Annotated in this window: 10 protein-coding genes; 2 read left to right on the top strand and 8 right to left on the bottom strand. The window is 59.2% G+C overall.

Translation table 11 applies throughout. The annotated features are described in order from the left end of the window. Positions 1–48: 48 nt before the first annotated feature. Entirely contained in the window at positions 49–1,431 is a 1,383-nt protein-coding gene (locus L2D14_08845) for a glutamine synthetase (protein WNK01528.1), read from the bottom strand. A gap of 175 nt (positions 1,432–1,606) precedes the next feature. Here L2D14_08845 and L2D14_08850 point away from each other — a divergent pair, with 175 nt between their 5' ends. Further along, entirely contained in the window at positions 1,607–3,367 is a 1,761-nt protein-coding gene (locus L2D14_08850) for a tetratricopeptide repeat protein (protein WNK01529.1), read from the top strand. Positions 3,368–3,489: 122 nt separating this feature from the next. On the opposite strand, the gene phnY is transcribed toward L2D14_08850, so the two are convergent. The 6 genes from phnY to L2D14_08880 all read right to left on the bottom strand — a co-directional run bounded on the left by phnY (position 3,490) and on the right by L2D14_08880 (position 11,422). Then, positions 3,490–4,941, bottom strand: coding sequence for a phosphonoacetaldehyde dehydrogenase (phnY, locus tag L2D14_08855; GenBank protein ID WNK01530.1), 1,452 nt, complete (start codon positions 4,939–4,941; stop codon positions 3,490–3,492). Between the two features lie 18 nt (positions 4,942–4,959). Continuing rightward, positions 4,960–6,207, bottom strand: a complete 1,248-nt coding sequence (gene phnA / locus L2D14_08860) for a phosphonoacetate hydrolase (GenBank protein WNK01531.1) — start codon at positions 6,205–6,207, stop codon at positions 4,960–4,962. Positions 6,208–6,233: 26 nt separating this feature from the next. After that, positions 6,234–7,364 carry a 2-aminoethylphosphonate--pyruvate transaminase gene (locus tag L2D14_08865; protein ID WNK01532.1) on the bottom strand — a complete coding sequence of 377 codons (1,131 nt, stop codon included), beginning with the start codon at positions 7,362–7,364 and terminating at the stop codon, positions 6,234–6,236. Between the two features lie 97 nt (positions 7,365–7,461). Next, positions 7,462–9,162 (bottom strand): putative 2-aminoethylphosphonate ABC transporter permease subunit, encoded by a 1,701-nt coding sequence (locus tag L2D14_08870; protein WNK01533.1) that lies wholly within the window; start codon positions 9,160–9,162, stop codon positions 7,462–7,464. Positions 9,163–9,171: 9 nt separating this feature from the next. Next, on the bottom strand, positions 9,172–10,266 hold the full coding sequence (locus L2D14_08875; GenBank protein ID WNK01534.1) for a putative 2-aminoethylphosphonate ABC transporter ATP-binding protein: 1,095 nt from the start codon (positions 10,264–10,266) through the stop codon (positions 9,172–9,174). Positions 10,267–10,384: 118 nt separating this feature from the next. Further along, the gene (locus tag L2D14_08880; GenBank protein WNK01535.1) at positions 10,385–11,422 is read right to left on the bottom strand and encodes a putative 2-aminoethylphosphonate ABC transporter substrate-binding protein; all 1,038 of its coding nucleotides are present in this window, start codon (positions 11,420–11,422) and stop codon (positions 10,385–10,387) included. 265 nt (positions 11,423–11,687) lie between these two features. Here L2D14_08880 and L2D14_08885 point away from each other — a divergent pair, with 265 nt between their 5' ends. Next, positions 11,688–12,506: a DeoR/GlpR family DNA-binding transcription regulator gene (locus L2D14_08885; protein WNK01536.1), complete on the top strand. Its 819-nt coding sequence runs from the start codon at positions 11,688–11,690 to the stop codon at positions 12,504–12,506. A gap of 133 nt (positions 12,507–12,639) precedes the next feature. On the opposite strand, the gene L2D14_08890 is transcribed toward L2D14_08885, so the two are convergent. After that, positions 12,640–13,356, bottom strand: a complete 717-nt coding sequence (locus tag L2D14_08890; GenBank protein WNK01537.1) for an SDR family NAD(P)-dependent oxidoreductase — start codon at positions 13,354–13,356, stop codon at positions 12,640–12,642. Positions 13,357–13,371: the final 15 nt, after the last annotated feature.

Below are 13,371 nucleotides of genomic sequence, written 5' to 3' on the forward strand. Positions count from 1 at the left end.
GTTTTGATTACGCGGGCTGCCGCCAAGCGGTCAGCCGGAGATGCACTCTTATATGATTTCGAAGTAGCGTTCCATCTCCCAATCGGTGATGTGGCGCCTGAATTCGCGTTCTTCCCATTCACGCGTCGCCGCATAATGGTCGACGAACACGTCGCCGAACATGTCGCGGGCGACCTTTGACGCTTTCAGCCGTCCTGCGGCTTCGAAAAGCGTCGTCGGCAGGGCAAGACGTTTCGGGAATTTCTGATCGTAGGCATTGCCTTCGATCTTGGGCTCCGGCGTCAGGCCCGCTTCGATACCATGCAGTCCCGATGCAATCGCCGCGGCCAGCGCCAGATAAGGGTTACAGTCGGCAGCCGCGACACGGTATTCGACGCGCTGCGACTTTTCCGACCCCTTGATGACGCGCAGCGCCGTGGTGCGGTTATCGACCCCCCACGTTGCATCCGTCGGCGCCCAGAAGCCGGGGATCAGCCGGGTATAGCTGTTGACCGTCGGCGCGATCATGGACAGGAACTCGGGCATCAGTTTCTGCTGCCCGGCGACGAACTGGGTCATGGTCTTGCTCATGCCGTCCGGGTTCTTGGCGTCGTAAAACACCGGCTTTCCGGCCGCTTTTCCGGCGCCTTTTTTGGCCAGCGAGATATGGATGTGGCCTGACTGACCGGGCCAGTCCGCAGACCACTTGGCCATGAACGTCGCCATCAGCCCGTGCTTTTGCGCCATGATCTTGGCGAAGGTCTTGAACAGCGCGGCCTTGTCGGCGGCGGCGAGGGCATCATCGACCGTGATCGCAGCCTCGAGGACGCCGGGGCCGGTTTCCTCGTGCAGGCCTTCCAAAGGCATGTCCATGGCCAGGCAGCCGTCGAGCAGTTCGCGGTACAGATCGCTTTCGACCGTGTTGCGCAACACCGAATAACCGAAATAACCGGGCTGTATCGGTTTCAGATCGCGGTAGTTCTTTTCGCGGACGCTGTGCGGGGTTTCCTCGAAGACGAAGAACTCGAACTCGAAACCGGCCTTCACCGTGTAGCCGAGTTTCTCGGCGCGGGCCAGTACGCGGCGCAGCGTGCCGCGCGGGCAGACGTCCTCGTACCTGCCGGAAAATTCACCGAGGAAAAACAGCATGCCGTCTTCCCAGGCGATGTCGCGGCAGGACTCCGGTAGTAGCCGCACCTCCGCATCGGGATAGCCGGTGTGCCAGCCGGTGATCTGCGCATTGTCATACAACTGGTCATAGGAATCCCAGCCGACGACCACGTCACAGAAGCCGAAGCCTTTTTCGAGCGAGGACAGGAACTTGTCCTTGCTCATGTACTTGCCGCGCATGATGCCGTCGATATCGAAGACACCGACCTTGACGTACTCCAGCTTGCGCTGCTGGATGATGGCCTTGGCATCGGCGACGGATTTTACTTTGCGCGCATTCATTACGGCCCCCTTTTAACGAAAACTGTGACGCAGATAACTGTCGACCCCTGCAACCGAAGGTATTGTGGTTTATGCTATTTTAAGGTCGCCAAGGCCCTTGCGCCAAGCGCAGGTTTGCTGCCAGAGCTATATCCGGTCAATAAATTGCCGCTTTGATGAGGATTTCCACCGCAATATGAAAATCGACCTCACCGAAACGCTGAAACGCGGCATCGCTCTGCATCAGGCGGGGAATCTCGGGCAGGCGGCGGCGGCATATCAAACGATTCTGGACGTGGCGCCCGGGCACGCCGATGCGCTGCATCTGTCCGGGCTGATCGCGCATCAGCAAGGCGACAATGACCGTGCCGTCGCGCTGATTTCGCAGGCGATCGGGTTCGATGGCAAGGTGGTTCTGTATCACGCCAATCTGGGCCGGGTCCTGAAAGCTTCCGGCAATGACGAAGCCGCGGTCGAGGCCTTCCGGCATGCCGTGCAGCTGGAACCGGACAGCGCCGCCCTGCATGCCGATCTGTCGTCCGCGTTGCTTGGTGCCGGCGAAGCCGATGCGGCGCGGGCGCGGGCCAATCTTGCGCTCGAACTCGATCCCGCGTCGGCGGAAGCCTGGGTCAATCTGGGGCTTGCGTTGCAGGACCTGTACGGCCCGGCCCACGATGACGCCGTGAACGCTTTTCAACGCGCCATTGCCCTGTCGCCAAACCTGGCCGGTGCGCACCTGGGACTTGGCGTCGCCTTGCATGAAGCGGGGGACGGGGCGGCGGCGAAGCAGGCTTACGGCAAAGCCGTTGCGCTTAACCCGGATTTTGTCGAAGGGCACTGCAATCTCGGCAATCTGGCACGCGACGACATGGATTTCGAGGCTGCCGTCGCACATTACCGCGCGGCACTCGCGATCGATCCGGCGCAGGCCACGGTGTGGGGGAATCTGGCGGTCGCTTTGCAAGAATCGGGCAATCTCGAAGAAGCGCTGCGTGCCTACGATCGTGCCATGGAACTGACTCCGGAAGCCCCCGACATCCGCCGCAACCGCGGCATGGCGCTGCTGGCCAGAGGGCATTTTGTCGAAGGTTGGCGGGATTACGAATACCGCTGGCAAACGGCGCGGTTCAGGAAATTGCAGCGCGACTGGCCGGTGCCGATATGGGACGGCGGCGATCCGACCGGCAAGCGCATACTGGTGCATGCCGAACAGGGGCTTGGCGATACCCTGCAGTTCTGCCGCTACCTGCCGATGCTGAAGAAACTCGGGGCGGATGTCGTGTTCGAATGCGCCGACAGTCTGCGCCCGCTTATAGAGACCATGCCCGATGTCGATGCCGTCATCGCGCCGGGGGACGCAATTCCGAAAATCGATTTTCACGTACCCTTGCTCAGCCTGCCGGGACTGTTCGGCACCACGGTTGAGAGCATTCCCGCCGACGTACCGTACCTGACGGCGCCGCCGGTCAGGCGGGCGAAATGGCAGCGGATATCCGCCGCTTGGCCATCAGGAGCGAAGATCGGCATCGCCTGGCGCGGCAGCCCGGACCACCCCCGCGATGCGGTTCGCTCACCGGGGCTGGCGCCGTTCATGGCGCTGACCGCTCTGGACAATGTGCACCTAGTGTCTTTGCAGAAAGAAGGCGGCGCCGAGGAACTGGCGATGACCGAAGGCGCGGCACGGATCATCGACCCCGGGGCGGATATCGGCGATTTTGCGGATACGGCGGCGCTGATGCGCGGACTGGATTGCGTTGTGTCGTGCGACAGCGCGCCCCTGCATCTGGCGGGCGCGCTCGGCATCGGGGCCTTTGCCGTTCTGCCGCATGTGGCCGAATGGCGCTGGGGAACGGCAGGGGACACGACGCCCTGGTATCCGGGGATGACGCTTGTGCGTCAGCCGTCACCCGGCGATTGGGAGAGCGTGTTTGGTGAAGTCAAAGAACGTTTTGGCTAATACGTCGTCATTCCGGCGCAGGCCGGAATCCAGTTTTCAAAGTACATTGATTGCACCCTGGACCCCGGCTTTCGCCGGGGTGACATCGGGTGGCTTGATCGGATGGTGTACTTAAGTGGAAATCACTGCCACGGCATCGAGAAGGTTTTGACGTTGGTGAAGCTCTTCATCGCTTCGATGACGCCTTCCTTGTAGCCGAGACCGGAATCCTTGACGCCGCCGAAAGGCGACATCTCGATGCGGTAGCCCGGGACTTCCCAGATGTTGACGGTGCCGTGCTGCAGTTCGTTGATGAACCGCGTGATGTAATCAAAGCGGTTCGTGGCGACCCCCGACGACAGGCCGAAGTTGGTGCCGTTGGCTACGCGAATGGCATCGTCGATATCCTTGATACGCATGATCGGGATGGCCGGACCGAAGGTTTCTTCGGTGACCAGTTCCATTTCAGGCGTCACGTGATCGACAACGGTCGGCGGGAAGATCGCACCCTCGCGGTCATTGCCGTGCAGCAGCGTGGCACCTGCCTTGACCGCGTCATCGACGCGGCGCTGGAAGGTGATGGCGGCATTTTCGGTGATGACGCAGCCGACATCGGTGTCGGCGTCGGTCGGATTGCCGGCCTTGAGTTTCTTGGCCTTCTCGACACAGGCGGCGGCGAATGCGTCGGCGATGCTTTCGTGCACCAGAATGCGTTTCACCGCCGTGCAGCGCTGGCCGGAGTTCTTGGTTGCACCGGCAACGGCCATGGTGGCGGCACGGTCGATATCGGCGTCTTCCATGATGATGAACGGCGCGTTGCCGCCCAGTTCGAGCACGGTGCGGCGGTATCCCGCTTTTTCGGCGATCATCTTGCCGACCGGTACACCGCCGGTGAAGGTGATCAGATCGATGTTCGGGTCGGTGATCATGGAATCGCCGATTTTCCCCGGCAGGCCGGTGACGATGTTGAACATTTCCGGCGGCAGGCCGGCTTCATACAGCACGTCTGCCAGCAGAATGGCGGTCAGCGGCGTCAGTTCCGTCGGCTTGCAGACCATCCGGTTGTTGGTGGCGATGGACGGCGCGATCTTGTGCGCAACCATGTTGAGGGGGTGGTTGAACGGGGTGATGGCGGAAATCACGCCGAGCAGCGGCTCGCGCTGGGTGAAGATTTTGCGGCGCTGGCCGTGCGGCGTCAGATCGCAGGAGAAAATCTCGCCGTCATCCTGAATACACAGCTGACCGGAAAGATGGAACACATCGAACGCGCGCCCGACTTCGTACAGGCTGTCTTTCTTGGACAGACCGCATTCCGCCGTGATCACATCGGAAATCTCGTCCTTGCGGGCAACCAGAAGCTCCGCCGTTTTCATCAGGATCTGCTGACGCTCGTAGCGGGTCAGGTTCGGCTTGAACGCGGCGGCCTTCTTGAAGGCATCGGCGATCTGTGCCGGATCCGCATTCGGAACCGTACCGACAACACTGCCGTCATAGGGGTTCAGAACCTCGATACGTTCATCGCTGTCGACGTGCTGGCCCGCGATCCGCATGGTTTCGTGTCGGGGCTGGAAGGTTTGTTCTGAGTGCGCGTCCATGATGAAATTCTCCGATTTTCAGGAAACGTGATTGAGAGCGACATCGAAGATGTCGAAGTTACGCAGCTGACGACCGCCCGGCAGCTCGCCCAGCGGCTTGGTGACGATCAGCGGCACGGTCTGTTCCGTGACCCCGCCGTGCGAACGCAGCGGTTCTTTCAGTTGCGACAGATCGTGACGGTCGGCACTGGTGCCGAGCACCTTGGATTTCCCGGAAACGACGATCAGGTCGCCCAGACGGTCTTCGGGCAGCCCGAAGATGCGGCAGCCTTCGGCGCGCGGGTAAACACGTTCGATTCCGTCGATCTCGCGAAGCCTGTCGGCAACATCCGCAGCGTCGTCGTCGCCCTTCAGATACACCGTCGCGAAAGAACCGAGCGCGCCGTGATGCACGACGTAAGGATCGGTGATCGGCAGGATCACACGCGCCTTTTCCACACCCAGCATGTCGTCGAGAACTTCCTGCAGGTAAATCACATCGGGTTCGCCATCGGCATTGAATTTTGCGTTCATGCCATGGTCGGCGGTCAGCGCAAGCGTTGCGCCCATGGCGTCGAGCTTGGCGAAATAACCGTCCATCATCGCATAGAACTGGTTGGCGACGGGGGTGCCGGGGGCGTGCTTGTGCTGAATGTAATCGGTGGTCGACAGATACATCAGATCGGGGCGCATGCTTTCCATCAGCTTGACGCCGGCATCGAAAATGAACTCGCTCAGCTCGGCGGAATAAACGGACGGAATTTCCCGCCCGACCATGGCCTGGGCGTTGTCGATGCCGTTTTCCGCCAACGTCGTCTCGTCCGCTTTTTCGGACGAGAAGCTGACCGCGCGGCCGCTTGAAAAGTCGAGGCCATGACCCAACAGCCGGCGCAGCTTGTCCTTCGCCGTGATGACGCAGATCTTTGCGCCGGCATCGTGAAAAGCCTTGAAGATGGTGTCGACGCGCAGAAACTTGGGGTCATTCATCATCACTTCCTCGCCGCTGTCGGGGTCGAGGAAGAAGTTGCCCGAGATACCGTGCACCGCCGGCGGCTGGCCGGTGACGATGGACAGGTTGTTCGGGTTGGTGAAGCTCGGCACGACACAATGCGCGCGCAGATCGGCACCTTTTTCGAGAGCTTTTTCAAGGAACGGCATATGCCCGCCGGCAATCGCCTGTTCGATGTAATCCGGCTCGGAGCCGTCGATGCAGACAACCACGACAGGTGTTTTTGGCCAGTTGTATGTACGGCCGTTCACGGTCACGGTTTTGTTGATGCTGTTCATGTTTCCAACTCTCTCTTACTTGCTTGTCAGGCGGCGGCAGGGCGTCCGTTTTGGACCCCCATATCGCTGAGCACGTTGCGGATGACGCCGAGTGCACCCTGCATTTGTTCGGCTCCGAGCGCGCCGATGCAGCCGATCCGGAATGACGGTGCGACGGTCAGCTTACCGGGATAGATGATGTAGCCCTGGTCCTTGAGGTGATCGTAAAACACCTCGAAATCGAAATTCGGATCCTCGGGCATTTTGAAGGTGATGATGATCGGCGCCTGCAGGTGATCGGGCAGCAGGGTTTCGAAACCGAGGCTGCGCATGCCGTCGATCAGGATGTCGCGGTTTTCCATGTAGCGCTTGAAACGGCCAGGGACACCGCCTGCTTGCAGAAACTGCCGGATCGCCGCATCGAAAGCGACGATGACATGAGTCGGCGGTGTAAAGCGCCACTGCGCGTTCTTTTCCATGGCCACCCATTGATCGTACAGATCAAGGCTGAGCGCATGGGCATTGCCCTTGCATCCTTCGAGCGCGGATTTGCGGATCAGCGCGAAGCCCATGCCGGGGACACCTTCAAGGCACTTGTTGGATGACGCCATGACGGCATCGAACGTCACCTTTGTGGCATCGAGATCGATGGCACCGAAAGCGCTCATAGCGTCGATGATCAGACTTTTGCCATGTCGCGCGCAGACCTCGGCGATCTCGGCAATCGGATTCAGGATGCCCGACGTGGTTTCGCAATGAACCGCCAGCACATGACTGATGTCATGATCTTCGGCAAGTATCTTGTCGAGATACGCCGGGTCCGGCGGAGTATCTTCCGGCGTTTCATACGTTGTGCAAGTGCGCCCGGCATAACCGAGGATTTTCACCATGCGCTGGCCGTATGCACCGTTGATCAGAACAAGGGCTCTGCCGTCCTTGGGGATCAGCGTACCGAGTGTCGCTTCGACGGCAAACGTGCCGCTGCCCTGAACCGGGACGCAGACATGCGTGCCTTCGGCGTTGGCGATTTTCAAAAGATTGGCCCGAACGCGGGCATTGGTTTCGATGAATGTCGCATCGCGCGAGCCCCAGTCGTGCAGCATCGCCTGCTTGGTTTCTGCGCTGGTGGTCAGGGGGCCAGGGGTCAGAAGCCAAGGATCTCGGTCTGAAGTCGTCATGTTTCTCTCCGCAGGATGATCAATCGTTCGCGAATGCGGACTTTATCGGGCATAAACGGTCAAAAGTCCACAAATAAAAAGGCCTGCGTAACGAAAATCAGCGTTTTCGCCAGGCCTGGGTGCGCCGTTGTATGCCGCGCGTCAGTAGCATGTGCAGCAACCGCACGCCGGCTGCGGTGCTGACGATCATCATGCCCATGGCGGCAGCAGGAGACTGGTCGCCGGCATCGTCCATGTTCAGCACGGCCACCGAAGCCAGCGTCGTGTCGGATGAATACAGGAACACCACGGCGGACACGGTGGTCATGGCGTTGACGAACAGATACATGGAAATATCAAGCACCGCCGGTGTGCATACAGGCACGGTGACACGCCAGAAGGTCTTGTAAAACGGCGCCTTCAGGGATTGCGAGACGGCCTCGAATTCCGGGTCCATCTGTTTCAGCGCCGTCACCGCCGACAGGTGCGAGACCGTATAAAAGTGCGTGATCGTGCAGATCACCAGGATCGGCATGGTGTGATACAGAAAGCCCAGCGGGTTCGACGGGTGGTTGAAGAAAAATACATAGGCAAGACCGAGCACGAGACCCGGCACCGCCATCGGCACCATGCAAAGAGCCTGCATCACCGTCCGGCCGGTCTTGAAACCGCGGCTTTTTTCCACCAGATAGGCGCCGAAGAAGATGATTGCCGTGCCGAAAATCGCGGTCCACGTCGCCAGTTCGATAGAGTTGAAATAAGACGCCCAGCCGCCGCCGTCCATCAGATCGAAATTGTAGTGCTTGGTTGTCAGGCTCAGGTTGTAGGGCCAGAAGGTGACGACCGATGAGAATATGGCCATCGCCAGAATGGAAACGATGATAAAACCGACCAGGCAGCAAAACGCCAGCATGATCATGTCGAACTGCCGGTTCGGTTTCGGCTGGAAAGGTACGGCGCGGGCTGACAGCAGGGCCACCTGTTTGCGCTGCACCAGCCGGTCGGCGACGAAGGCAAAGGCGGCCGGGATCAGCAGGGCCATGGAGACCACGGCACCCATCTGGAAATCATGCCGGCCGACGACCTGTTTGTAGACATCCGTTGCCAGCACGTTGTATTGCCCGCCGACGACCTTGGGGACGCCGAAATCGGTGATGATCAGGGTGAAGGCGACAAAGAACGCGGACACCAGCCCATAACGCATGCTGGGCAGCGTCACGGTGAAGAACGTCTTGATCTTGCTTGCGCCGAGAACTTCCGAGGCCTCGTAAAGGCGGGCATCGCTGAGCGACATGCCGATCAGCATTATCGTCATGACGTGCGGGAAAACGTAAAATACCTCGCCCATGACGATGCCGATGGGGCCGTAAAGCTCGGCGCCGAACAGCCATTCCTTGATGATGCCCTGGTTGCCGAAGAAAAACACCAGCGAGATTGCCGGCAGCAATGACGGCATCAGGATCGGGATCAGGGCCACACCCTTGAAAATGCTTTTGAACGGTATGCACGAGCGGGTCAGGGCATAGGCGTAAATAAAGGCAATGACCATTACAATCGCCGAGGCAAGAAGCGTGACCTTGAAGCTGTTGCCGATCGACCATGACAGTGCGGGCGTCGTCAGATAGGTGATGTAGTTGGCGAGGCCGACAAACTCACCGTGCGAATTCTGAAAACTTTTCTCGAGCAGGGCATAAAGCGGAAACGCGATGCCGATCAGCAGAAATAGCGCGATTGCGGCCATCGAGGCGCGCATGACGATGTCGTCGCGGCTGACTTTCGCCTTAACAGGCCGGGAAGTGGCGGCAATGGTATCGGTCATACGTAAAAATCAGTTCCTTGCCGGGTACACAATTGTCAGGTCGGCGGGCAGGGCGAGGTGAATTTTGCCGCCCGGCGTCATGTCGATTTCGCGCGCCCGTGCAACCGAGACATCGACCATCAGTTCCGACTCGGCACCGTTAACTGGCACGGTATGAACGCGGTGGAAGGAGCCCAGGAATTCGACATGTTCAATTGTCAGGTCGATCTGGTTATCGGCGCCGCTGGCACGGCTGCCGGTCAGGATGTTTTCCGGGCGAATGCAAAGGACGATGTCACTGCCGGTTTGCAGCCCCGGCGGCACGTCGCTGAGTGCGATATCGATCGTGCCGATCCGCGCTGCATTTTCGGATTGCAGGGTCGCTTCGATGAAATTGGTCGTGCCGATGAAGTCGGCGACGAACGGGGACGCCGGCTCGCTATAGATTTCATAAGGCGAGCCGACCTGTTCGATCACACCGTTGTTCATGACGACGATCCGGTCGGCCATGGTCAGGGCCTCTTCCTGATCGTGAGTCACCATGATCGTCGTGATACCGATCTTGTGCTGCAGTTCCTTGATCTCGTGGCGCAGGTGTGTGCGGACCTTGGCGTCGAGTGCCGACAGCGGCTCATCGAGAAGCAGAAGACCGGGTTCCGTCGCCAGCGCCCGTGCGAGGGCGACGCGTTGCTGCTGGCCACCCGATAATTGTGCCGGATATTTGTCTTCCTGTTCCGGCATGCCGACCAGTTCCAGCAGTTCCGTAACACGCTGGTTGGTTTGCTGTTTCGGGAGTTTCTGGTTTTCCAGCCCGTAAGCCACATTGCGGCGCACCGTCAGGTTCGGAAACAGGGCATAGGATTGAAAGACGATCCCGAAATCGCGGGACGACGGGGGCAGCGCGGAAATATCGCGCCCCTTTTGAAAAATCTGGCCGCTGGTTTGAATATCCAGGCCGGCAATCGCGCGGAGCAGGGTGGTCTTGCCGCAACCGGACGGGCCGAGGAAGCATACAAACTCCTTCTCGAAGACTTCGAGCGAGATATTCTTAAGCGCTGTGAAATCACCGAACTTCTTCGTGACGTCTTTGATCTTCAGGTACGGTTCGACGTTTACCGATGCCATGTTTGTTCGTGCCCCCTGCAAGCTGCAAACCACATTAGCGTAATGAAGTTACAATTTAAATGGATCGCCCCGGGGGAAATTTCCGCCCGGGGCTTTCCAGTTTCGTTATCCGGACCGCTTACTTCGGATCGGACTTGCTGTCGTAGCGCTTGCGCCATTCATCCAGAATACGGATGCGGTTGGCGGCGGCCCAGGCAAAGTCGTTGTTGATCATTTTGCCTTCGATCCCGGCCGGGAAGTTCGGAACCGGCTTGGATTTGCCTTTCATGGACACGACGGCATACGACTCGTTGTACATCGCCATGGCTTTTTCGCTGACGGACCAGTCGGCCAGTTTTTTCGCGGCGTCCAGATTCTTGGTGTTGTGAACGATGGCAAAAGCTTCGAGGTCCCAGCCAACGCCCGGTGTCGGCGCGATGACTTCAAGCGGTGCACCTTCGGACTTCGACTTGGCGCCACGATAGGCGAAAGATACACCGATCGCCGTTTCGCCGCGCGCGGCCAGTTTGCACGGTGCGGAACCGGAGTGCGTGTAGCGCGAGATGTTCTCGTGCAGGGCATCCATGTATTTCCACGCAGCGTCTTCACCCATCATTTGCATCCAGCTCGAAACATCGAGGAAGCCGGTCCCCGACGAGTTCGGGTTCGGCATGATGACATGGCCCTTGTAGACCGGCTTGGTCAGGTCGTTCCAATCGGTCGGGATCGGCAGATTGGCTTTTTTAGCTTCGACGGTGTTATAGCAGACCGAAGCAATCCACGCGCGCTGGCCGACCCACTGCGGGGCCTTGTTGACCTGGTCGTAGAATTTCGACTCAAGCTTGTCGAGACCCTTCGGTGCATAACCCTGGAAGTAGCCTTCGTTGCCGAGCAGCATCAGGCTGGTGGCGGCGAGGCCCCACACAACGTCGGCCTGCGGGTTGTCTTTTTCGGCCATCAGTTTCGATGTCACGATACCGGTGGAATCGCGGATCCAGTTGATGGTGACGCCTGGGGTGTCACTTTCGAAGGCTTTTTTGAAACCTGCCAGTTCATCGGCTTCGACGGCGGTGTAAACGGTCAGTTCGACTGCCGAGGCCGGTGTTGCGGACATGATGCCGAGGGCGGCGGCCCCGAGCGTCATGCTTTTGAGAAATTTTGAAAATCCTGCATTCATTATTGGTACTCCTAGCTCCCTGGTTGCAATATTGATGAAGTGATCAAACAGGCAAAAAGCCAATATTGTCAACAAAACCGGTCATCGCGAATATAGCAAGCGTGTGCGTCGATCCGAAATTAAGGTGATGATTGAAAGTGCAATACTTTTACTGTTTGCCATCGTGCATAAAGATTAGCCAATCAAAGCCGCTGGGGGTAGCGCAAAATCTATTTGTAAAGAAAGTTTGATGTAGGTCGGCTCCTGCGGTTATTTACACGCTAATGTGGATGTTAACTGCGCCGAACAGAAGCGCGACATCGGACCGGGGACTGAGGGCATGCTGGCAGAAGAGCGACGTGCGAAAATTCTCGAAATTGTCAACGAGCGGGGGTCTGTCTCGGTCAGTGACCTGCACCGCCGCTTGAAGGTCTCACAGGAAACGATCCGCCGCGATATCACCAAACTTGCGCACGATACCCGGCTTCGCAAGACCCATGGCGGGGCTTTGGCGCTCGATCATTCGGAGCCGGTTTTCGATGAACGGATGGCCGTCAATATCGACGGCAAAAGGGCGATCGGCCGGGTTGCCGCGGAAATGGTAACGGACGATTCTACGTTGCTCATCGATTCCGGTACCACCACGCTTTGCCTTGCCGAGAGCTTGATGGAGCGCCGCCGTCTGACGGTCTACACCAACGATATTCATATTGCTCAACGCCTGGGCGGGCGGAACGACAATCATGTTTACCTGACGGGGGGGGAGCTGCTGGCCAGCGAAGGGGCGCTGGTCGGGCGCGATGCGACCGCCATGCTGGCCAATTATTATCCGGATTTCTGTTTCGTCGGTGCGGCGGCGTTCGCTAATCATCCCTGGATAATGGATTACACCCGCGAAGCCGCCGAGCTCAGAACGCAGATGCTGTCACAGGGCCGCACCAAGGTCGTGCTGGTCGATCACACCAAGTTCGGCCGCACCGCACCGGTCAAGGTCGGCGGGCTTGAGGACGTGGACATTATCGTTACCGATATCCCCCTGAAGGGCGAGATCAAGGCGGGCATGGCCAGGCTGTCGGCGGAAATCATCATCGCCGAAGAGGTCTGAGCGGACTTCCTGAGAGGCGCCATGCTTCGAGACGGACGCTACGCGTCCTCCACAGCATGAGGCGTATATTATCAGACCCTCATCCTGAGGAGGCCGAAAGGCCGTCTCGAAGGTTGCGTAAGGCAGGCCCCGATTATTCAGCTTCAGCCGTAATCATTTCGCCGTGCAACTCGCAGCCGGCTTCGGCCAGTCTGACGAATTCGTGGGCGATGCTTTCCGGGGTTTTCAGGGTTTCCGGGTTCTCGCCGGGCATGGCGGCGGCGCGCATGCCGGTCCGTGTCGGCCCCGGATTGACGAGATTGACGCGGATGTTCGATTTGCGCGTTTCCTCGGCATAAACCTTGGCCATCATCTCCAGTCCGGCCTTGGAAATGGCATAGGCGCCCCAGAAGGCACGCGGCTCGTGTCCGACCGTCGACGTCACATAGATCGCGCGGCCGCTGTCGGACGCCCTGAGAAGCGGGTCCATTGAGCGGGTCAGCCGCCAACATGCCGTCAGGTTGACGCTCATAACGTCGTTCCAGACCTTAGGGTCGAGTTGGTGCATCGGTGTCAGCACGCCCAGCAGCCCGGCATTGGCGATCAGAACATCCAGACGGCCGAAACGCTCGTACATCGCTGCGCCGACCTTGTCGATGGCGTCGAAATCCCTGAGATCGAGCGGCACCAGCGTCGATTCAATCCCGTAAGCGGTGCGGATCTCGTCATCGAGTTCCTCAAGCGCGCCTTGTGTGCGGGCAACGAGGATCGGGTGCGCGCCTTCCTCGGCAAAGCGTTTCGCAACGGCGCGGCCGATGCCGCGCGATGCACCCGTGATCAGGGCGATACGTCCGTCCAGTCGTTTGGTCATTGATGAGATTCCCGT

Source organism: Thalassospiraceae bacterium LMO-JJ14, assembly GCA_021555105.2.
Classification (GTDB): Bacteria; Pseudomonadota; Alphaproteobacteria; order Rhodospirillales; family Casp-alpha2; genus UBA4479.